19 protein-coding genes are annotated in these 20451 nt (G+C 64.9%); 9 read left to right on the top strand and 10 right to left on the bottom strand.

Going from position 1 to position 20451, the window contains the following annotated elements:
* Position 1: 1 nt before the first annotated feature.
* The 3 genes from JQ633_RS21830 (at position 2) to JQ633_RS21820 (ending at position 3952) form a co-directional block, all read left to right on the top strand.
* The gene (locus JQ633_RS21830) at positions 2 to 496 is read left to right on the top strand and encodes a (2Fe-2S)-binding protein (protein ID WP_211987127.1); all 495 of its coding nucleotides are present in this window, start codon (positions 2 to 4) and stop codon (positions 494 to 496) included.
* The gene (locus JQ633_RS21825; protein WP_211987126.1) at positions 493 to 2751 is read left to right on the top strand and encodes a xanthine dehydrogenase family protein molybdopterin-binding subunit; all 2259 of its coding nucleotides are present in this window, start codon (positions 493 to 495) and stop codon (positions 2749 to 2751) included. Before JQ633_RS21830 ends, JQ633_RS21825 begins: the two co-directional genes overlap by 4 nt.
* A 448-nt stretch (positions 2752 to 3199) precedes the next feature.
* Positions 3200 to 3952: a hypothetical protein gene (locus JQ633_RS21820; RefSeq protein WP_211987125.1), complete on the top strand. Its 753-nt coding sequence runs from the start codon at positions 3200 to 3202 to the stop codon at positions 3950 to 3952.
* 129 nt (positions 3953 to 4081) lie between these two features.
* On the opposite strand, the gene JQ633_RS21815 is transcribed toward JQ633_RS21820, so the two are convergent.
* Positions 4082 to 5026, bottom strand: coding sequence for an ornithine cyclodeaminase family protein (locus tag JQ633_RS21815; RefSeq protein WP_211987124.1), 945 nt, complete (start codon positions 5024 to 5026; stop codon positions 4082 to 4084).
* Between the two features lie 262 nt (positions 5027 to 5288).
* Here JQ633_RS21815 and JQ633_RS21810 point away from each other — a divergent pair, with 262 nt between their 5' ends.
* Both JQ633_RS21810 and JQ633_RS21805 read left to right on the top strand, forming a co-directional pair.
* Entirely contained in the window at positions 5289 to 6029 is a 741-nt protein-coding gene (locus JQ633_RS21810) for a hypothetical protein (protein WP_211987123.1), read from the top strand.
* A 143-nt stretch (positions 6030 to 6172) separates the two neighbouring features.
* Positions 6173 to 6559, top strand: coding sequence for a COG4315 family predicted lipoprotein (locus JQ633_RS21805; RefSeq protein ID WP_211987122.1), 387 nt, complete (start codon positions 6173 to 6175; stop codon positions 6557 to 6559).
* A 124-nt stretch (positions 6560 to 6683) separates the two neighbouring features.
* Here JQ633_RS21805 and JQ633_RS21800 read toward each other — a convergent pair whose 3' ends face one another.
* On the bottom strand, positions 6684 to 7256 hold the full coding sequence (locus JQ633_RS21800; RefSeq protein ID WP_211987261.1) for an HdeD family acid-resistance protein: 573 nt from the start codon (positions 7254 to 7256) through the stop codon (positions 6684 to 6686).
* A 221-nt stretch (positions 7257 to 7477) separates the two neighbouring features.
* On the opposite strand from JQ633_RS21800, the gene JQ633_RS21795 reads away from it, so the two are divergent.
* Complete coding sequence (locus JQ633_RS21795) at positions 7478 to 7699, top strand: dodecin (protein ID WP_211987121.1); 222 nt, start codon at positions 7478 to 7480, stop codon at positions 7697 to 7699.
* A 169-nt stretch (positions 7700 to 7868) separates the two neighbouring features.
* Here JQ633_RS21795 and JQ633_RS21790 read toward each other — a convergent pair whose 3' ends face one another.
* The 7 genes from JQ633_RS21790 to JQ633_RS21760 form a co-directional block, all read right to left on the bottom strand.
* A complete protein-coding gene (locus tag JQ633_RS21790; RefSeq protein ID WP_211987120.1) occupies positions 7869 to 8429 on the bottom strand; it encodes a GNAT family N-acetyltransferase in 561 nt (186 codons plus the stop codon).
* Between the two features lie 18 nt (positions 8430 to 8447).
* Entirely contained in the window at positions 8448 to 10805 is a 2358-nt protein-coding gene (locus JQ633_RS21785) for an Orn/Lys/Arg decarboxylase N-terminal domain-containing protein (protein WP_211987119.1), read from the bottom strand.
* Positions 10806 to 10942: 137 nt separating this feature from the next.
* Complete coding sequence (locus JQ633_RS21780; protein WP_211987118.1) at positions 10943 to 12091, bottom strand: DJ-1/PfpI family protein; 1149 nt, start codon at positions 12089 to 12091, stop codon at positions 10943 to 10945.
* A gap of 190 nt (positions 12092 to 12281) precedes the next feature.
* The gene (locus JQ633_RS21775) at positions 12282 to 12881 is read right to left on the bottom strand and encodes a tetratricopeptide repeat protein (RefSeq protein ID WP_211987117.1); all 600 of its coding nucleotides are present in this window, start codon (positions 12879 to 12881) and stop codon (positions 12282 to 12284) included.
* 215 nt (positions 12882 to 13096) lie between these two features.
* Positions 13097 to 14827, bottom strand: a complete 1731-nt coding sequence (locus tag JQ633_RS21770) for an adenylate/guanylate cyclase domain-containing protein (RefSeq protein ID WP_211987116.1) — start codon at positions 14825 to 14827, stop codon at positions 13097 to 13099.
* A 122-nt stretch (positions 14828 to 14949) separates the two neighbouring features.
* Positions 14950 to 15390 (bottom strand): cupin domain-containing protein, encoded by a 441-nt coding sequence (locus JQ633_RS21765; RefSeq protein WP_211987115.1) that lies wholly within the window; start codon positions 15388 to 15390, stop codon positions 14950 to 14952.
* A 151-nt stretch (positions 15391 to 15541) separates the two neighbouring features.
* Positions 15542 to 16096, bottom strand: a complete 555-nt coding sequence (locus tag JQ633_RS21760; RefSeq protein WP_211987114.1) for a PAS domain-containing protein — start codon at positions 16094 to 16096, stop codon at positions 15542 to 15544.
* A 502-nt stretch (positions 16097 to 16598) separates the two neighbouring features.
* Between JQ633_RS21760 and JQ633_RS21755 the strand changes: the two genes are divergently transcribed.
* Together JQ633_RS21755 and JQ633_RS21750 are read left to right on the top strand one after the other, a co-directional pair.
* Positions 16599 to 17396 (top strand): rhomboid family intramembrane serine protease, encoded by a 798-nt coding sequence (locus JQ633_RS21755; RefSeq protein ID WP_211987113.1) that lies wholly within the window; start codon positions 16599 to 16601, stop codon positions 17394 to 17396.
* Positions 17397 to 17584: 188 nt separating this feature from the next.
* Entirely contained in the window at positions 17585 to 18013 is a 429-nt protein-coding gene (locus tag JQ633_RS21750) for a CBS domain-containing protein (RefSeq protein ID WP_211987112.1), read from the top strand.
* A gap of 4 nt (positions 18014 to 18017) precedes the next feature.
* Here the strand turns inward: JQ633_RS21750 and JQ633_RS21745 are convergent, their stop codons facing one another.
* Positions 18018 to 19064, bottom strand: coding sequence for a patatin-like phospholipase family protein (locus JQ633_RS21745; RefSeq protein ID WP_211987111.1), 1047 nt, complete (start codon positions 19062 to 19064; stop codon positions 18018 to 18020).
* A gap of 251 nt (positions 19065 to 19315) precedes the next feature.
* Here JQ633_RS21745 and JQ633_RS21740 point away from each other — a divergent pair, with 251 nt between their 5' ends.
* Positions 19316 to 20389: a hypothetical protein gene (locus JQ633_RS21740; protein WP_433995680.1), complete on the top strand. Its 1074-nt coding sequence runs from the start codon at positions 19316 to 19318 to the stop codon at positions 20387 to 20389.
* Positions 20390 to 20451: the final 62 nt, after the last annotated feature.

The following is a 20451-nucleotide window of genomic DNA, read 5'->3' as shown; positions in this document are numbered from 1 at the left end:
AATGGCGAAACTGCACGTCACTACCACTGTCAACGGCGAGCCGATGGAATTTCTGTGCGAGCCGTACGAGACCATGCTCGACGCGCTGCGCGGCCAGCTCGGCCTCACTGGCTCCAAGGAGGGCTGCTCGTCCGGCGATTGCGGCGCCTGCTCGATCACGCTCGACGATCGCCTGGTCTGTTCCTGCCTGATGCTCGCGGCCGAGGCCGAGGGGCATCAGATCGGGACCATCGAAGGCCTCGCGACCGGCGAGAAGCTGCATCCGCTACAGCAGAAATTCCTCGAGCACGCCGCGCTTCAATGCGGCATCTGCACCTCGGGCATGCTGGTCGCCTCCGACGCGTTGCTGAAGAAGAATCCGGACCCGACCGAAGAGGAAGTCCGCTTCTGGCTCGCCGGCAATCTGTGCCGGTGCACCGGCTACGACAAGATCGTCCGCGCGGTGATGGAGACCGCGGCTGAAATGCGCGAAGGAAGCCGGGAGACTGCACGATGAACGTCGTCAACAACAAGTGGATCGGCCAGCGCACCATCCGGCCCGATGGCGTCGACAAGGTGACGGGCCGCGCGGCGTTCGCCGCCGACACCAATATGCCCGGCATGATCTGGGGCAAGGTGCTGCGCAGCCCGCATCCGCATGCGCGGATCAAGTCGATCAACACCGCGAAGGCGGAGGCGCTGCCCGGCGTGAAGGCGGTCGTCACCTCGCGCGACGTCGTCGACTTCACGATCGAGAAGGGCGCCGTGATGCTCGGCATCCAGGACATGCGCTGGATGTGCCGCAACGTGATGGCGCGCGACAAGGCGCTGTTCCCCGGCCACCCCGTCGCCGCGGTGGCCGCCACCACGGAAGCGATCGCGGCCGAAGCCTGCAAGCTGATCGAGGTCGACTACGAGGTGCTGCCCTGGGCGATCGAGATCGACGACGCAATCAAGGACGGCGCGCCGATCCTGCATGAGTTCAACAAGTTCGAGGGTAAGCCGTCGAACATCATGGGCCGGCTGGAATCCAAGAAGGGCGACATCGCTGTTGGATTCAAGGATGCCGAAATCATCATCGAGCGTTCCTTCACGACGCGCCCGGTGCACCAGGGCTATATCGAGCCGCATGCCTGCCTGATCTCCGTGGCCGCCGACGGCAAGACCACGGTCTGGTCGTCGAGCCAGGGCCAGTTCATGGTGCGCGCGATGACGTCGATGCTGACGGGCATCCCGCAGAGCGACATCCGCGCCATTCCCGCCGAGATCGGCGGCGGCTTCGGCGGCAAGACCATCGTCTATCTCGAACCGTTGGCGACGCTGCTCGCGAAAAAGTCCGGCCGTCCGGTGAAGATGGTGATGACGCGCGAGGAGGTGATGCGCGCCACCGGTCCCACATCAGGCTCGAAGAGCACGGTGAAGATCGGAGCCAGGAAGGACGGCACCATCGTCGCCGCCTACGGCGCCTTCTACCTGCAGGCCGGCGCCTTCCCGGGCTCGCCGATCCGCGGCGCGGTCGGTTGCAGCTTTGCGCCCTACGACATCCCGCACATCCTGTCGGAAGGCTTTGACGTCTGCTCCAACCGCTCGAAGGTCGCGGCCTACCGCGCGCCCGGCGCGCCGATCGGGGCCTATGCGGTGGAGTGCGTGCTCGACGAGCTCGCCGATGCGCTGAAGATGGACCCGCTCGAGCTGCGGCTGAAGAACGCGGCCAAGGAGGGCACCAAGGCCGCGCATGGCCCGGTGTTCCCGCGCATCGGCTATATCGAGACGCTGGAAGCCGCAAAGAACCATCCGCATTATGCCGCGCCGCTCGGCAAGCTGCAGGGCAGGGGCGTCGCATCGGGCTTCTGGTTCAACGCCGGCGGCGAGTCCTCCGCGCAGGTCAACATCACCGAGGACGGCAACGTCGTCGTCACCACCGGTCACCCCGACATCGGCGGGTCGCGCGCCGGCATCGCCAACATCTGCGCCGAGCTGCTCGGCATCGACTACAAGCGCATCTCCGTCATCATCGGCGACACCCAGACGGTCGGCTTCTCCAACCTGACCGGCGGCAGCCGCGTGCTGTTCGCCTCCTCGATGGTGGTGACGCAGGCGACCGACAAGATCATCGCCACCCTGCGCGAGCGCGCGGCGAAGATCTGGGAGATCGATCCTGAAGCGGTGAAGTGGGAAGACGGCGCCGCGCATCCGGTGAGCCCGAATGCCGGCGAGTTCAAGCCGCTCACTCTCGTCGACCTCGCCGAGAAGGCGCCCGCGCAGGGCGGCCCGATCGGTGCCAGCGTGCAGCTCAACACGCAAGGAGCGGACGGCGGCTTCGGCACGCATATCTGCGACGTCGAGGTCGACGTCGATCTCGGCATCGTCCGCGTGATCCGCTACACCGCGGTGCAGGATGTCGGCCGCGCCATCCATCCGAGCTATGTCGAGGGCCAGCTGCAGGGCGGCGTCGCACAGGGCATCGGCTGGGCGCTGAACGAGGAGTACATCTACAACAAGGACGGCAAGGTCGATAATCCCGGCTTCCTCGACTATCGCATGCCGGTCTGTTCCGACCTGCCGATGCTGGACTGCGCCCTGGTCGAAGTGCCGAACCCGAAGCACCCGCAAGGCGTCAAGGGCGTCGGCGAAGTGCCGCTGGTGCCGGTGATGGCCGCAGTCGCGAACGCCGTCCACGACGCGCTCGGCAAGCGCTTCTACAGCCTGCCGATGTCGCCGCCGAAGGTGTCGGAGGCGCTGGACGCGCCGACGCAGCAGGCGGCGGAGTAGGGGCGTAGGCGGGTTAGACGAGCGCGTCCGCCGTAGCTCAGCAAGCGAAGGCGGAAGCCGTAACCCGCCATTGCCTCCTCGGCTGAGTGGCGGCATCGTACGCGTTCTTATCCAACCTACGCCCTCTAACGTAGGATTCCCGAACGATGTCTGCTGATCAGATAAAAGATGTGACGGATACCAGCCCGACACCTGCTAGGCCGGGCATTTTGGCTGGGAATGTGGGTAAGCCAATTATACTCCGGAGCATCAATATTGCCGGCGTATCGGCGGAAGCAGCACTACCCGGGACATCCGTTAAGGTGTGGACGCGCGCATCCATGACCTCGGACCAAGCAATATTTCATCGGGTTGCTCCGAACTTGTTATCAGTCATCGGTCATAGTGCCAGAGATGCCGGAGCGCATCCTGCACTGGATCGGGCTGGCACAATATGTGGTTTCCCTTAGTGAAAATCTCTCAGAGCGACAGGATAATTGTTCTCTTCCGCGAGGGCTTTCGATTTGGCCTTTTCTTCGATTTTGGTTCCGACGGTCATCTCGATATTGAGAGCGCTAAACGTGATCTTGGAACGCTCGCTCGAACGATGCAGTACGCCGACATCTATGCAGCCTTGGCTGATAAAGATGTCTTTAAGCGTGTTGTGGCTGCGGGATGGTTTCCCTTCATAGAGGTTATGGGGAAGGAATTTAAGGACCTGCACGACGCGTGCGCGGCAGGCTTTCCCTTGGACGAAGCCGAGGCAAATATTGCCGACAAGTTCACGAGCGAGCGTCTGGACCGAATGTTTGATCGTTGGATGTCCAAACCGCATATGAAGGAGAAAGAGATCATCCTTCGATCCGGATTGAATGCTTACAAGCATGGCGATTGGGTGGCGTGCCTGAAAGTGGTGCTCACAGAAATTGAGGGCATTATCGCTGATGCCTACCTCCGCGAGACGGGGCAGCGCACTCGCAAGATCGAAACCCTCCTAGACTTCACTGTAGATGTGGCGGCGAAGATGGCAGGTGGAAGGGATACGCTATTCTTCCCTGTCGAATTCGCAGACTACCTCAAAAACTACACGTATGCCGACTCGGAAAGACAAAATGTGGGTAGGAATGCGGTTGGCCATGGTCGAGCCAAGGCCGAGCACTATACGCAGACGCGCGCTCTTCAAGCTTTGCTTACCTTGGATCAATTTGCGTTTTATTCCTGAGATCGGTCTATGCCGGGCGCAGGAAGCGAAACTGCTATTGTGCCCTGCTATCAAGTCGTGACGAGCTACGCTGATTTTGGCCTGCTCCGATCGCTCTCGTGGAGTTGGCGATGCTGACGGGCAGGCTCACTACCTTAACTCCGTTCCCAACTGGCGAAACACTGTTTCGCACGTCATCAAATCGAGATGGCCGCCGCCGGCGTTCTTGAAGAAGGTGATGTCGCTATCCGACAGCCGCCCCGAGACCTTGCCGCCCGCAAGATCGTAGTGGTCGCCGAGCACGTCGTCCTTGCTGATCGCCCCGCTGGCAATCGGCGCCAGGATGTCGCCGACGCCGTCGAACGCGGATTCGCGGCGGTCGACGAAGATGCGGGAGCGGCGTGCCGCCTCGTCGTCGGACTCGCGGGTCTCCGGCGTGAAGCCGCCGACCAAATCGAGATGGGTGCCGGGCCGCAGGTTCGCCCCCTTGACCAGCGGTTCGCGGGAGCGGGTGCAGGTGGTGATGATGTCGGCCTCGCGGGTCGCGGCATCGAGGTCGCGGACGGCTTCGGCTTCAATGCCTTCGCGCTCCAGCAGCGTGGCGAGCTGCTGCGCGCGCTCCACCGTCCGGTTCCAGATCCGCACGCGCCGCAATGACGGGCGCACCGTGCGGTGGCCGCGCACCAGCCAGCGCGCCATCTCGCCGGCGCCGACCACCAGCAGCGTCTCGGCATCCTCGCGGGCGAGATGCTTGGCGCCGAGCGCGGAATCGGCGGCGGTCTTCCAGTGGGTGATCTCGGCGGCGTCCATCACTGCGAGCGGCTGTCCGTTGTTGCCGTCGAACAGCACGCAGACGGCCTGCACGGCCGGCAGCTTGCCGTGAGCGAGGTTGCCGGGAAAGCTGGTGTAGAGCTTGGTCATCATGAAACGGTCGGCATCGACCGCGCTGCGCGTCACAAGCTGCTGGCCCTTGTCGTCGCCGAGATAGCCGTCCCGCACCGCGATCTTCGGCCGGCGGTGCGCGGCCTCGATCGCCTCGATCAGGATCGGGAAGGTCAGGACGCGGTTGACCTCGCTGTCGTCGACAATATGCACGTCGTTATCCTCTGGGGCCCTTGATGGACACCGGCTCGGGTAGGGGCGCTTGCACGATTTCGGAATATTGGAAGAGTAACGCTGAGTTGCCCGACGTGTCAAGCCGCCTGGTCGAGCGTGCTTGCGGCTACCGGCTACTTTGCATGGGGTTGTTTTCGCCATTTTTGGCGGCGCGCTCCCCCGACGGGGTTGGGGAGGCATGCGCTGGCGCGCCGCGCTTGCTATCCTCGCCTAGTGATTCTGTCGCAGGTCCCCGTCAGCCGTGGTTGCATTCCTCGTCGCCTTCCTCACCTTCCTGCTGTTGACCGGCGCCGCGCTCGCGAGCATGGCGGTGTATGGCCGGCTCGGCGAGCATCATCGCTCCGATGAGACCAACAGCTCGGTGCGGCTGGTGGCGACCCTGTTCGTCACCATGCCCTCGCTGCTGCTCGGCCTGATGATGAACAATGCCGCCAACACCTATGTGGCGGTCGACCGTAACCTGCACGTCTTCGCCACCGACCTGATCCTGCTCGACCGCAGCATGCGGCCGCTCGGGCCCAGCGCCGACGAGCCGCGCAAGCGGCTGCTCGCCTATGTCGAGCAGGTGCTGAAGGACAATCCGATCTCGCGGGCGAGCGAGGTGTCGGAGCATCTGCTGGACGAGGTCGGCAACAGTCTTCGCGCGCTGCGGTTCGACGACGAGCAGAAGATCGCGTTGTGGAACGATGCCCGCTCGGTGTACCGACAGGCGGTGCAGCAGCGCTGGACCTTCGTCGAGCAGTCCGACGGCTCGTTCCCGTCGCCCCTGATCTGCATCCTGGTCGGCTGGCTGACGCTGATGTTCGCGACGCTCGGCTTTCGCGCGCCGCGCAATGTGGTCGTGATCTCGACCTATGTCGCCGCGGCGGCGCTGATCGCGGCCGCGATCTACCTGATCCTCGAGATGAGCACACCGTTCTCAGGCCCGATCCAGCTCTCCGAGCGCCCGCTGGTGCGCGCGGTCGAGGAGATCAGCCGCTAGCAACCGGTAGCGGCGCGCCGCTTCGGATTTATTCCCCTCGCATTGATTGCTGTTTGTAAAATTCTTTCCGCGGTCGCGACGGAATAGAGGGCGTCATCGTGCGTTTGATACATGCAAGCAATTTGCATTCAAACGGAGACCCCATGAAGACATCGATCTCGCTCGCGTTCGCCGCTGCCATGTCGTTCGCACTCACGTCGGCGGCACTCGCCGCGCCGCCGGCCAAGACCGGTTCGACCTCGAAGGGTTCGGTGCTGACCGACGCCAAGGGAATGACGCTCTACACCTTCGACAAGGACAGCGATGGCAAGTCGGCCTGCAATGGCCCGTGCGCGACCAACTGGCCGGTGCTGAAGGCGGAAGCCAGCGACAAGGCCGAGGCCGGCTACAGCATCATCTCGCGCGACGACGGTTCGAAGCAGTGGGCCTACAAGGGCAAGCCGCTTTACACCTTCGCCAAGGATCAGAAGCCCGGCGACATCACCGGTGACGGCTTTCTGAACGGCGCCTGGCACCTCGCGCAGCCCTAAAGGCTTCGTCGGGCGGGTACACACAGTCATGTAGCCCGGATGAGCGAATGCGACATCCGGGTTGCTCCCGCATATCGCTTCGCTCGTGCGGGCTACGCTGTCGCCGACGCGCGTTACGGCCTCATCATGCCCTGCGTTTCAGCGCCAGGCCCATCGTGATCCAGCTGACGCCGGCGCAGATCAGGTCGACGCTGAGGAAGATGCCGAGCACCCAGAGACTCGAGACCGGCCAGCGCGCCAGGATGATGACGCCGAGCGCGAGCGTGATCAGCCCGGACACCGCGACCAGTCCCCAGGGCGATGCGGCATTCATGCCGAAGGCGAGGAAGATGCGGACGATGCCGGAGACCACCAATGCAACGCCGAGGAACAGCGTCAGCGTGACCGCGGCGAGCAGCGGATTTTCGAAGGTGATGAAGCCGGCGATGACATAGAGCGCGCCGAGCAGCATCCAGAGCAGGAACTTGCCCCACGATTTGAACTGGAATGCATTCACGATCTCGGCGACGCCGGCGACGATCATCATCGCGCCGACGAACAGCACGCTGACGACGGTGGCAAAGAAGATGCTGCCGAAGGCGAGCGTGCCTGCGATCAGGTAGATCACGCCGAGGGCGACGATCCAGCCCCACTTCGCGCGAAGGTTGGCGAGGCCCGATCCGAGGCTGTGAGGAGGCGTGGCAGGCGAGCTGGACATGGTCGACATGATATCGCTCCCGTAAACTGCACCCGATCATGCTACCATAGGGGCCCGCGCCGACAAGGCGGGTGCGACAGTGGCACCAAAGCCGGTGCGGCACGTTGTTTCAATCCGCCCGGTCTGCTGCCGCGCAGCATTGCTCCGCCGCCCGGCAACATCCGGCCCACGTCAGAGGACAAATCGCGTCCGGATCGTCCATCCACCCCAAGGAGGTCGACATGCCCACCACGCACGACAAGGACCACGTCTACAAGATCCTCGAACTCGTCGGATCGTCGGAGAAGAGCATCGAGGCGGCGGTCGAGAACGCCGTCAGCCGGGCGTCGAAGACCATCCGGGAGATGAAATGGTTCGAAGTCGTGCAGACCAGGGGCCACATCGAAGACGGCAAGGTCCGCCACTACCAGGTGACGCTGCGGGTCGGCTTCACGCTGGAATAAGGCTTCGAGCGGCGTATTCAAATCCATCCCCGTCATGCTGAGGAGGCCGCGCAGCGGCCGTCTCGAAGCACGAACGGCCCAACTGTGGCCGTGCATGCTTCGCGACGCGCTGCGCGCTCCTCAGCATGACGGGGATAGAGATGGGCGCGCTGCTTCCGTTGCCGGCCGGTCACCGCCGCGACAGCGGCGCGGGCGGGGGTGGGGCGGTTGCGCCCGACGCCAGCGAGCGCTGCACCATCACGGTGTCGGACCAGCGGCCGTAGCGATAGGCGACCCCGGGCAAATGGCCGACGCGGGCGAAGCCGAAGCGGTCGTGCAGTTTCAGCGAGGCGGCATTGTCAGAGTCGATATAGCCGATCATCTGGCGGAAGCCGGCCGCGGCGCAGGTGTCGAGCAACTCCTGCAGCAGCCGGCCGCCGACGCCCTTGCCGGTGACGCGGTGATGCACGTAGATCGAATGCTTCACCGTGTAGCGATAGGCCGGACGCTTGCGGAACAGCACCACATAGGCGTAGCCGACCACTTCGCCGTCGCAGATCGCGACGAGATGCGGCAGGCGGGTGTTGCGCAGATTCTTGCGGCGGTCGCGCAGATCGTCGGGCTCCGGCGTTCCAGTGTCGTCGACGCTCTCGTCGACGCCGCGGCGGATGTGATGGCGGTAGATCGACAGCATCGCGTCGACGTCGCTGTCGCGTGAGGCACGGACGGTGATCTTGTGATCATTCTCCATTGTTGGCAGTCCGTTGGCTCATTCGGCGACGACGTAGGTGTAGAAGCGGACCCGGCCGGCCTCGTCGATCTCCTTGTAGATGCCCTGGACCTCGACCTCGAAGCCGGGGAAGGCGTTGAAGCTCGCCTCGAACATCTTGAGATAGTCGATCATCGGTTTGCTGCGCTCCGTCAGTCGCTCGCCGGGCACGATGGTGGCTATACCCGGAGGATAGACCACGAACGGCGTCGCGGCGACACGGCCGTAGATTTCACCGATCGGCAGATAGTCGACGTCGTTGCGGATCAGATATTGCGCAGCCTGGCGCGGCGACATCGCCATCTCGGGCAGATGTTCGGGCAGGAACTGCTTGGCCTGCAGCGTGCTGACGCCGCCGTCGCGGAAGAAGCGGTGCATGTCGCCGCAGAGGTCGCGCAGCCGCACCCCGGCATAGCGCTGGGGACGGCGGCGGAAGAATTCGGGGATGACGTCCTCGATCAGCGCGTTGTCATCGTGCAGCTTCTTGAAGGCGACGAGGCCCGACACCAGCGTGCCGGCCTTGCTGGCCTCGACGCCGGGCGTCAGCAGGAAGAGCAGGGAATTGAGGTCGTTCTTTTCGGCGACGATCTGGTTCTCGCGCAGATACTGCGCAACCACCGGCGCGGGGATGCCGTGATCGGCATAGGCGCCGGTGGCATGATCGAAGCCTGGAGTCAGCAAGGTGAGCTTGTTCGGGTCGGTCATGGCAAAACCGGCGGTCAGCTCCGGGAAGCCGTGCCAGGTCTCGCCCGGGCTGAGCTGCCAGTAGGACGGATCGGTCGCGAGCTGGTCGGTCGAGATCGTCTCCCAGGCGACGTTGTGCGTGCCGCCGTCGCGGGCGACGTCGGGAATCTTCACCCGATCCGGCACGAACGGCTCGAAGAACCAGCGCCGCTCCGGTCGCGTCTCCTTCTCCTCGAACTCGCGTTTGACGGCGCGGATCTTCTTGCGCAGCTCGATGCCGAGCCGGATCGTGTCGTCCCACAGCACTTCGCCGGAGCGGCCCTTCATCATCTGCGCGCCGACGTCGAGCGAGGCGAAGATCGGATAGAACGGCGAGGTCGAGGCGTGCTGCATGAAGCTTTCGTTGAAGCGGCGGTGCTCGACGCGGCGCTTCTGCCCCTTGATGTGGCGGTCGCGGATGTGGATCTGCGAGGCCTGCGAGAAGCTCGCGAGCTGCTTGTGGGTCGATTGCGTCGCGATGATGCCGGGCGCCTCCGCGCCGAGGTCGGACAGGCCCATGGCGAAGCGGCCGGCATAGATCGGATGGAATTTCATGAAGCCGGCCCAGGCCTCGTCGAACAGGATGTAGTCGCAGAGATGGCCGATCCGCTTGAGGATCATCTCGGCCGAATGGATGGTGCCGTCATAGGTGCACTGCTCGACCACGGCGACGCGGAACGGGCGCTCCTTCTTCCAGGCGTTCTCGTCCTTGACCAGCGGATGCTTGCGGATGGTGTCGCGCAGGGTGGCTTCGTCGAGCAGGTCCCAGCGCATCGGGCCGATCAGGCCCCAGGCGTTGCGCACGGTCGGCACATAGACGGGGATACCGCCGCCGATCAGAAGCGCGCCGTGATGGGCGGCCTTGTGGTTGTTGCGGTCGAACAGCACGAGGTCGCCGTCGGTGACCAGCGAGCCGAGCGCGACCTTGTTCGAGGTCGAGGTGCCGTTGAGCACGAAATAGGTCTTCTCGGCGCCGAAGATCCGCGCGGCCTCCTTCTGCGCCCGCAGCGCCGGCCCCTCATGGGTGAGGAGGTCGCCGAGGTCGAGCACGGAATTGTCGAGGTCGTCGCGGAACACGGCCTCGCCGAGATGCTCGACGAACACCCGGCCGATCGGGCTGCGGCTGTAGAACACGCCGCCATTGTGGCCAGGACAGGTCCAGAGCTGGTTGCCTTCCTCGGCATAGTCGACCAGCGCGCCGAAGAACGGCGTCTTCAGCGTTTCGGCATATTGCTTGAGCCGGCTGATCAGGTTCTTGGCGATGAAGGGCGGGGTCTCTTCGGACAGGAACACATAGCCGTCGATGAAATCCAGCACCTCGACCGGCAGATCCTCGAACCGCTTGCGGCGGATCAACAGGATGATCGGGAAGTCGAGGCCGCGCCGGCGCATCAGGTTGATCAGCGCTGCGGTCTTGCCTTCAAGCCCCTTCTTGCCCCAGTCGACCACCATGCAGCCGATCGCGGCATCGGTCTGCACCGCGATCTCGGCATCCTCCAGCTTGCGGGCACGCACCACCTCGAAGCCGGAACGCTCGATTTCGGTGATGATCTGGTTGAAGCGGATGCCCTCGAGGTCGTCGGCTTCGAAAACCGGGGCGGCGAACAGGAAGTTGAAGCGTTTGAAATAGTCCATGCGTGTCCCCGAACTGTGCTGGCGCTGACGTGTCGGCACAATTCATGACAAAGAGATGACAGCGAGGATCAGAATATCAAATGCGTTCTGGAGCCGACCCTAGGACGGGTTAGCGAAGCGCAATGCGCCGGTTCGCTCTACGGATTCCGATGTCGCGGATATTCGAGCTGCATGGCCACGAAGTCCGCTGTTTGTTCGCCATAGCGCATCTCAATTCCCGCCAGCGTCCGGTCCAGCGCCTGGGCCGGTGTCGTCGTGCCGACCGCGGGGAGCCGCCGCTCGGCGGGCCAATCGGAGGCAATCTTGCCCGGATGAATGCGCAGGCCGTTGCGGCTGGTCACCACAGCGTCGGTCGCGGCAAACGTCACGGCATGCGAGCGATAGGTCCGCGACCAGCCGTCGGCGACCAGCGCGAGCGAGACCTCGTCGACGCCTGGCGTGAGCATCAGGCCGAGCTGCTCCCGGTTCCAGATCGCCAGCGTGTTCGCGATCGCGGTCAGCGCGAACGGTCGGTTGAACTTGAAGGCGCTGCTGTCGTGGCGCTCGTCCCAGCCGGGCAGGCCGATCTCGCGCGCGACGGCCTCGGCCTTGCTGCGGCCGGCGATCGCCTCGATCAGCGTGAGCGACATCGGCATCGACGCCGAAATCCCCGTCGTGGTCGCGACGTCGCGATCGACCACGATGCGGCGGTCGGCGACGTATTGGATGGCCGGATGATTGTCGCGCCAGTCCTTCAGATAGAACCAGTGCGTGGTGGCGCGCCTGCCGTCGAGCAGGCCGGTCGACGCGACCACCTTGCCGCCGGCGCAGACGCCGACGATCACGGCGCCTTTCGCAGCCTGACGCTGGATCCACTGCACCACGGCCGGATCGTCGTCGCGGCTCATCGCCGGCACGATGACGTAGTCGGCGCCGTCGGGATGCGCGGCGTCGAATGCGGCGGTCGTCGCATCAGGCTCGACCTTCAGCACCGGGAACAAGGTGACCGGACCGGGCCTGGTCGCCAGCGTCATGACATCGGCGACGTCGGCGCGCTTGAGGATGCCGTAGGGCATCAGATAGTCGGTGGTCTCGGTCATGTCGTTGATGCCGACGATCGCGATCAGCGGCCGCTGCCGCCTCAGCGGCTTCAGCGCGGCTATCGTCGCGTCGTGCTCGCTTGCTGCGATCGGAGGCGGGACCTTGTAGGCCGACGCGGCGGGAAGGGTGAGCAGCCAGATGCCGCCAACGATGGGAACCAGCGCGGCAACGGCAAGGCCGCCCCACGCAACAAGCCGCCAGGTCATGATGAAGTGTCTCGACGTATCCTTCGCGTCGCCCGCAAGCTACGCGCGGGGAGCACTGACCGGAATGGCGAAATTCCCGCAAAAACGGACACGCGGCCATGGAGCACGTATCGTTCCGTGTCCATGAATTCCGCCGGAGAAAGTTCGTCGAGGCCTGGTCGGTGGTGGACCAGGCCGCGATCGAACGTGCTCAATAGACCAGCCCGGTGCCGGGCGGTTTCTCGAGTGCCGCCGCCAGCGAACGATACTCTTCGCAATCGGTGCCGCAGATCGCCGCAATCCGGGTCAGATGATATTGCGCCTGATCGCGGTTGCCCTGCTCGATCTGCCAGAGGCCGTAATAGTTCCACGTCAGCACATGGTTTGGATCCGCCTTCAGCGCGCGCTCGTACCAGAGTTGCGACTGCTTGTAGTCGCCGAGCTTGCGATAGGAGTAGCCGATCAGATTGGCGACGTTCGGATGCTCGTCATGGCCGAGCGCGTGCAACTGATCGATCGCCGCCCCATAGTCGTTGTGTTCGTAGATCGTTGCATAGGCCGTGCGGTAGGCCTCGCGAAACGCCGGATCGTCGAAGGCTGACTGCTTGGTTGGTTTCCTGGCCTTCTGCGTTTTCCGGTCCTTCTGTTGAGGGGACGACTGCGCCGGAGCGCTGTAGCTCGATCCGTAGGGATCGCCACCGCCGCCACCCCCACCGCCGCCTCCGGCCGCGATGGCGGACGGGGAGAACGGGACGAGCGGCACTGTCAGGAATGCCGCGAGCGCGGCGAGCTTCATCGATGACTTGATCATGGGGACCTCCCGCTTCGACCAGGCAATCGCCGGTTTGAAGCAATAACTCCCCGACGCGCCGGGCATTCCCATCGGTTAAAAAAAATTGTCTGCGGCCCCACGACGGCACGCCAAAACTAACATCGGTGTCAGAATTCGCTGTCGTGCGTCTGCGGGTTAAACGCAGCGAGCCAAGCGCTCTTCGCCACAATGCGGCTGCAACGGCTGCATCGACGCTACTTGTTCTCAAGGCGCCGCGCGCCGTCCCAATCAGTCGCCGGCGGATTTTCCCGGAAGCCTGCAACGCGCGTCTTCATGGCGATCGACGGGCCGTCGGCAGGCACGGCTTCGAGCGCCGCCGAGAATGCGCGCTCGGCATCGTCCCAGCGGCGTTCGCGATAGGCAGCGAGGCCTTCGGCGTAATGCTGCAGCAGCAACCCCTGCGCCGCGGTCAGTTCTTCCTTCTTGCCGATGATTTCGAACACGGTTTGCGGCTGGGTCTGGCCGACCACGACCAGGCGGTCGATCTCGCGCAGCGCGATTGTCTCGGCGCAGGCGGCAGCGGTGGTCTCGGAGATCAGGCAGCGGCTGCCGTAGAACTTGTTGGCGCCTTCCAGCCGCGAGGCGAGGTTCACGGTGTCGCCGAGCACGGTGTAGCTCATCATGAATTCGGAACCGATGCTGCCGACCAGCGCCTCGCCAGTCGCAATGCCGATGCGGACGTCGCAGTCGGTCGGGATCGTGCGCACGCCGAGCAGCTCCGGCAATTCCCGGCGCAGCTGCGCGACGCGCCCGATCATGTCGATCGCGGCAACGGCCGCGAGATGGGTTTGCTCGGTCTCCTCGACGAACGGCGCGCCCCAATAGGCCATGATGGCGTCGCCGATATATTTGTCGATGATGCCGCGATGGGCGTGGATCGGCTCGGACATCGTCGACAGATAGAGGTTCATGATCTTGACCAGGCCGCGCGGCGTCACACCCTCGCTCAGGCTGGTGAAGCCCTTCATGTCGCAGAACAGCACCGTCATGATGCGGCGCTGGCCTTCGGTCGCGGCGATCGCCGGCTGCTCGAGCAGGCCTTCGGCGATCCGCGGGTTGATGTAGCGGCCGAAGGTTTCGCGGATGCGCTGGTTGTTACGCAGCGTCTCGATCATGCGGTTGAAGGCGGCCGACAGCTGGCCGATCTCGTCCTGAGTCGTGATGGTGATGCTGCCGTCGAGCTTGCCGGCCTCGACCGCGCGGGTGCCTTCGAGCAGCCGCATCACCGGGCCGGTGATGCCGCTGCCGACCAGCATCGCGAACACGAAGCCGAGGATCGCGGCGATGCCGGTGACGACGGCCGAGACGATGATGGCGCGGTGCTGGGCGGCCTTCACGGTCGCTGCGGCGGAGGCGACCTGCTCCAGCATGTCGGTGCGGATGGCGTCGATCCTAGTGCTGAACTCGTTGCGCAGCGCGTCGGCGCGCAGCGTCGTCTGTCGCGCGGCCGCGATGTCCTTGGCCTCGATCTGCTCGAGCAGCGTCTTGTTCTCCGCGTTCAGGCGCACCAAGAGGTCGTTGACGGCGTTGTCGATGCGGTCATCGAGGCGCCCGAGAGCGGCGTTGTCCGATGGCGTGGAAGGATCGGCGATGATCGCGTCGATCAGTGCCCGGGCGGCATCGGCCTCGCGCTTGATCAGCGGCTCGATCTCGTCGAAGGACTTGCGCGCGCCGGCATAGACCGCGTCTTCCTCGCCCTGCATCTTCGCCATCATCATCCGCCGCATCGCGAGCGAGCGCTCCAGCGAGCGGATATTGACGCGGGCGAGATGGCCGTAGGCCGGAATGTAGCGGTTGGTGAGCTCTTCGAGCAGATGGCCGACCCGGCCGGCCATCACCATCGACAGCACCGATGTGATCACCGCGAGGATGATCAGCCCGGTCGCGATTCCAACGATCTTCTGCCTGATCGAATTCCGAAACATCCCAGCGCCGCCCCGGCCGCAGCTGCCAGAGGCGGGTTTGCCCGGCGATCACGGCGGATCAGCTAATAAAGTTCCACGGCACGCTTCGCAAGCGCGCCGCCGGATCGGGCGAGGGGAGAGGCCTAACCCTTTCGGGTATGGCCCCAGGCCTCATCCCAGTCCTGGCCGTTCGCATCGACCACGCGGCCATCGGCCTCGAAGAACTTGTTCGGCACCTGGAAGATCGCGAGCATCAAGCCGCCCTCCGGACACCAGGCGACATGGCGGCTGCCCGCCTCGCGCCAGATGAATTCGCCGGCGCCGCAGCGTATGCCGGCGGCGGGACCTTCCTTGTCGATGAGCGCGCCTTCGAGCACGAACGTCTGCTCGATATTGACATGCTCATGATCGGGCAGCACCGCGCCCGGCGCAAACCGCATCAGGGCGGTCATCAGTCCGGTCTTGCGATCGAACAGCAGCGTCTTGGCTTCGCAGCCCGGGAAGCGGGTCTGCTGCCAGTCCATGTTCTGGGGGCGAACGATGTGGGAGTGGGTGTCGGCACCCTGCGGCGTCACGGCGTCCATGCAGTCATGCTCCGATCTCGTGAACGGAGGCATCCTAGAGCATGATCCGGAAAAGTGTGAAACGGTTTTCCGAAAAGGTCATGCTCAAACAAAGAGCTAAAGCGCGATGACGATTCTACATCTCATTGCGCTTTGGCATGGCGAGGGAACGCTAGCGCAGGCCCTCATAAACGACGAAGCCGCGGGCGATCGCCAGCTTTCGCAGTGCACGCGGCAAAAGCCGCTCTTGGGGATGAAGATAGCGCCAGGAGGTCAGGACCAGGTCGCGGACCGTGATGACGTCGTCCTCGAACGGCACGAGCAGGCCGGTCATGCTCACCGGCTCATGGACGCGGGCGGTGAACGGCAGCAGCAGCAATTCGAGATGCGCCTTGGCGCCGGTCTCGGTGGTTGCCGTGACGCCCGCGATGGCCGGCAGCGTTTCCTCGGCGACGGAGGTGATGATGTCCTCGATCTCGCCGCGGCTTTCGCCGCTGAACAGGGTGGAGAAACTACGCTTCTTGAGGTCGCAGCCGAGCAGGGCGGAGATCCTTGTGCCGGCGACGCGGAAGGGATAGCCGGCCTCGCCGTCACAGGACAGCACGAAGGTGTCGGCCAGCAGCTCGCGCACCGCCGACGGTTCGAACTCGCTCCGCTCAGGTGCGCGCGCGCTGCCGCGTTTCGCATTCCAATAAGCGAAGAACTCGCGGCTGGACCCGTGTTTCATCTAGCAAACCTTGCCCGGTGCCTGTCTCGTCGGGACACATCTGTCCCGGTTTTGCTCAGGCACCTTCCCTTCTCTGTTGTGCAGGGAAGGCTGTGCAGCGTCCATGCCGCGGCCGCGCTTTCGGCGCGTTACCGACACCTTTGCGATATTAACGTAAATTTAACTATACGCTTGGCGGCCGAGCCGGCCCCGCGTAGGGTCCGGCCCGTTCCCGTTTGCGCCGGCTGCCCCAAGCGTCGGCGCTTTTACGTGTACAGGTGGCGTCAAATAGTTTGATCGTCGCGCGGGGAGGGGTGGGGATGTTCTCCCGGTCCTTCAGGGGCGCGATAAGATCAGCCGGATAAGGGAGGTGTTCTCAGCACCTCCCTTTTCTTTTGGCGGTTTTCCGCTACGCCCGATGCCGTGCCGCCGCGGCTGTCCGATTTCGGGATTGTGCACTTGCACAGGGCCGTCAAAGCCGCCTATCTGAGCTTCAGCACCGCATTCGAAGGCCGTCGATCCCTTGGACCCCCATCCCGAATCCCCGCTCGCGCCGCCGCCGGAGGCGCCGCGCGAGCCGATCCTGACGCTGCCACCGGCGCTCACCGCCTATATCCTGCTGCTCGCGGTGATCCATCTGCGGGTGCTGCTGCCGCCGGAAATGGAAAACTGGACGATCGACGTCTTCGGCTTCATCCCCAAGCGCTACGATTCGACACTGCTCGACATCACCTTCCCCGGCGGGGCCGGCGCCAAGGTCTGGACCTTCGTCACCTATTCGCTGCTGCACGCCAACCTCACCCATATCGGCTTCAACGTGCTGTGGCTGCTGCCGTTCGGCAGCGCGCTGGCGCGGCGGTTCGGTGCGGTGCGATTCTTCATTTTCATGGCGGTGACGGCGGCCGCCGGCGCGCTGGCGCATCTCGTCACCCATGAGCATGCGATCGCGCCGATGATCGGCGCCTCGGCATCAGTGTCGGGCACCATGGCGGCGGCAATCCGCTTTGCCTTCGTCCGCGGCAGCTTCCTGTCGTTCAACCGCGGCGATGCCGACGCCGCGGCCAAGGTGCCGGCGCTGTCGCTGTCGCGGTCGCTGCGCAACGGGCGCGTGCTCGCGTTCCTGGCGATCTGGTTCGGCGTCAACATCATATTCGGCGTCGGCTCGCTGGCGATCGGCGGCGACGATGTCAGCGTCGCCTGGCAGGCCCATATCGGCGGCTTCCTCGCCGGCCTCGTGCTGTTCTCGCTGTTCGACCCGGTGCCGCGCGCGCGGGATGATGCTGCAGATGCGTCATCGGTGGATCAGTCCGGACGCGTCTGATCGTCGCTTGCGGCTTTGGTCGAATTCATCCATCATCTTCGCGAAACAAGATGACGCGGCCTGACAAAGATGGCCGCGCAGCCACCGCGCCGCGGAACCGAATTCGGCGCGGAACTGTTGATTGAAGACTCTGGCGAACAGGTCGATCCCCCGTTCAAGGGGACGCGGACGGATTCAGGGAGGCTACAATGACGGTACGTTCCATTCTCGATGCCAAAGGCCACCAGGTCATGAGCGTCGCGCCCGGCGCGACGCTGTCGGCTGCGGTCAAGCTGCTCGGCGAGCGCAGGATCGGCGCGGTGCTGGTGATGGATCAGGGCCGGATGGAAGGCATTTTGTCGGAGCGCGACATCGTTCGCGTGCTCAGCGAGCGCGGTGCCGGCGCGCTGGACGAGCCGGTCAGCGCGGTCATGACCAGGAAGGTCGTGAGCTGCCGCGAGTCGGATACGGTCAGCGCGATCATGGAGATGATGACGATCGGCAAATTCCGCCATCTGCCCGTGGTCGAGGACGGCAAGGTGGTCGGCCTGATCTCGATCGGCGACATCGTCAAGAGCCGCGTGCAGGAGTACGAGCGCGAGCAGGAGGCGCTGCGCGACTACATCAAGACGGCCTGACGCGCTATTTGCCCGTGCTGCCGCCGGTCGACGGCGGCACCAGGATCTCGATCGCTTCCTCGATCGCGCCGATGGCCCGTTCGGCGGCGCGGATGCCGTGCGCGATCAGGTCCTCCGCGCGGTGGAAGTCGAACCAGCCGATCTGGCCGACCCGCGGCGAGATCAGCATGTCGGGCGGATCGCCGGCGAGGCGGGCGCGGGTGATGCGGTCCTGCATGATGTTGAAGGCGTCGACCATGACGCTGGAGATGCCCGGCCGGGTCGCGCTGCCGAAGAATTCACGCTTTACGGTGCGCTCGGCCGAGAAGAACCGGCCGAACCGACGCTTCGGCGGCTCGGGTTCGATCTCGGCCTCCGCGGTCACAGCCACCGTTACCTCGGGCGCCTGCGCTGACGCACCGTGATTGTAGATCGTCGTGGAGTGCGCGAACACGTCGCTGGAGAGGTTCGCCGCGATCACGATTTCCGCGCCAAGCGCCCGCGCCGCGGACACCGGCACGGGATTGACCAGCGCGCCGTCGACCAGCCAGCGGTCACCGATCAGCACCGGAGCGAAGATGCCGGGCAGGGCGTAGGAGGCGCGCATGGCATCCACCAGGGGGCCGTGGGTCAGCCAGATCTCGTGGCCGGTGCGCACCTCGGTCGCAACGCTCGCGAACTTGACCGGGAGGTCCTCGATCATGGACTTCCCAAGGGCTGCCTCGATCTCGGCGGCAAGCTTGGCGCCACCGATCAGGCCGGAGCCGTTGAGGCGGATGTCGAGGTAGCCGAGCACGCTGCGCGGCTGCAGCCCGCGCGCCCACTGCTCCAGGGTCTCGATATGTCCGGCCGCGTACGCGCCGCCGACGACCGAGCCGATCGAGGTGCCGACCACCACATTGGGGACGATGCCATGGGCGAGCAGGGTCTTGATGATCCCGATATGGGCAAAGCCGCGCGCGGCACCGCCGCCGAGCGCCAGCCCGATCACCGGGCGGCGGACCGGTCCCAGTCCGACCTTGTCGGGGCCGTCGGAGCTTTTTTGGCCTCGGCCCATCCAGCTATCCAACACGACATATCTCCTGCCGGAACGAGACTAGGCCCGGCCGCGCGCCTAGGCCAGAATCGTCCGCCTTCATGGTTTATTCCAAGCACGTCTTAGGGGCATGATTCATGCCGGCCTGACCGCGGTAGGGAGGGATTGTGACTGGACCGCGACGATAGGCTAACATCGCCTTGAACGGCCGGTTCCAACCTGGGGACCGGGACCTTCCGGTGCTGTGAAGGCTTGAATTTGCCGCGTTTTCGGTGAAAAGCATGGCCATGATCTCGAGGGGCAACGGCATCGCTGGATGCGGGCGGGGCATGCGGTGGCATCCGCTGTTCCTGCTTGCGGTCTTTGCCGTGATCCTGTGCCTGATCCCCGGCGCCGCATCAGCCCAATGGTTCAGCGACCGGCCGCCGCCGGTCCCGCCGGCCGCGGTCCCCGAGCCCCCGCCGGCGCTCAACCTCGCGCCGCCGTCCGGCGCCGGCTCCGGACCGACATTGCCGGGGCCGCTGACCCAGCCGACCATCGTGCAGCCCTCGATCGCGACCATGCCGCCGGCCACTCCGGCAGCACCGCCAAATCCGGCCGCGAGCCAGGCCGTGCTGTCGCTGACGGCGAAGTACGGCAAGGATCTGCCCCCCATCAACGGCGGGCTGGTGTGGCGGGTGTTCGCCGACAAGCCGGACGAGAACGGCACCTTCAAGCTGATCCGCGAGGACCGCGGCGCGACGCCCAACATCGTGCTGCCGCCCGGCAACTATGTTGTGCACGTGGCGCTCGGCCTCGTCAGCGCGGTGCGCGCGGTCAGCCTGAAATCGGAAACCGACCGCGAACAGTTCTTGTTGCCGGCCGGCGGCCTGCGCATCGAGGGCCGCGTCGGCGGCAGCAAGATCCCGGGCAACCAGATCTCCTTTGCGATCTACAAGGGCAGCCAGTTCGATGGCTCCGATCGCGGGGCGCTGGTGCCCAACGTCGCCGCCGGCGACGTCGCGCTGCTGCCTGAGGGCACCTACTACATCGTCTCCAACTATGGCGACGCCAACTCGGTGGTGCGCTCCGACATTCGCGTCTCCGCCGGCAAGCTGACCGACGTCACCGTCACCCATCGCGCGGCCGTCATCACCCTCAAGCTGGTCGGCGAGAAGGGTGGCGAGGCGCTCGCCAACACCGCCTGGTCGGTGATCACGCCGGGCGGCGACGTGATCAAGGAATCGATCGGCGCGTTCCCGCGCGTCGTGCTCTCCGAGGGCGAGTATCGCGCGATTGCCAAGAACGAGGGCAAGGTGTTCGAGCGTCCCTTCAACGTCGTCAACGGCGTCGACGGAGAGGTCGAGGTCATCGCGCGCTGATGCGTGGCCGCGCGCTGATGCGCATCGCCTTCATGCAGCTGTCATAGTCTCTAACGCGAACT

Source organism: Bradyrhizobium tropiciagri (assembly GCF_018130505.1).
Classification (GTDB): domain Bacteria; phylum Pseudomonadota; class Alphaproteobacteria; order Rhizobiales; family Xanthobacteraceae; genus Bradyrhizobium; species Bradyrhizobium tropiciagri_B.
The sequence above is the reverse complement of the archived record's forward strand: the minus strand, read 5'-3'. Positions and strand labels throughout refer to the sequence as shown.

Excerpts from the sequence above, each read along its gene's own strand:
- JQ633_RS21830 (WP_211987127.1), top strand. The coding sequence starts at position 2 with ATGGCGAAACTGCACGTCACTACCACTGTCAACGGCGAGCCGATGGAA.
- JQ633_RS21825 (WP_211987126.1), top strand. The coding sequence starts at position 493 with ATGAACGTCGTCAACAACAAGTGGATCGGCCAGCGCACCATCCGGCCC.
- JQ633_RS21805 (WP_211987122.1), top strand. The coding sequence starts at position 6,173 with ATGAAGACATCGATCTCGCTCGCGTTCGCCGCTGCCATGTCGTTCGCA.
- JQ633_RS21800 (WP_211987261.1), bottom strand. The coding sequence starts at position 7,256 with ATGTCCAGCTCGCCTGCCACGCCTCCTCACAGCCTCGGATCGGGCCTC.
- JQ633_RS21795 (WP_211987121.1), top strand. The coding sequence starts at position 7,478 with ATGCCCACCACGCACGACAAGGACCACGTCTACAAGATCCTCGAACTC.
- JQ633_RS21790 (WP_211987120.1), bottom strand. The coding sequence starts at position 8,429 with ATGGAGAATGATCACAAGATCACCGTCCGTGCCTCACGCGACAGCGAC.
- JQ633_RS21785 (WP_211987119.1), bottom strand. The coding sequence starts at position 10,805 with ATGGACTATTTCAAACGCTTCAACTTCCTGTTCGCCGCCCCGGTTTTC.
- JQ633_RS21780 (WP_211987118.1), bottom strand. The coding sequence starts at position 12,091 with ATGACCTGGCGGCTTGTTGCGTGGGGCGGCCTTGCCGTTGCCGCGCTG.
- JQ633_RS21775 (WP_211987117.1), bottom strand. The coding sequence starts at position 12,881 with ATGATCAAGTCATCGATGAAGCTCGCCGCGCTCGCGGCATTCCTGACA.
- JQ633_RS21770 (WP_211987116.1), bottom strand. The coding sequence starts at position 14,827 with ATGTTTCGGAATTCGATCAGGCAGAAGATCGTTGGAATCGCGACCGGG.
- JQ633_RS21765 (WP_211987115.1), bottom strand. The coding sequence starts at position 15,390 with ATGGACGCCGTGACGCCGCAGGGTGCCGACACCCACTCCCACATCGTT.
- JQ633_RS21760 (WP_211987114.1), bottom strand. The coding sequence starts at position 16,096 with ATGAAACACGGGTCCAGCCGCGAGTTCTTCGCTTATTGGAATGCGAAA.
- JQ633_RS21750 (WP_211987112.1), top strand. The coding sequence starts at position 17,585 with ATGACGGTACGTTCCATTCTCGATGCCAAAGGCCACCAGGTCATGAGC.
- JQ633_RS21740 (WP_433995680.1), top strand. The coding sequence starts at position 19,316 with ATGATCTCGAGGGGCAACGGCATCGCTGGATGCGGGCGGGGCATGCGG.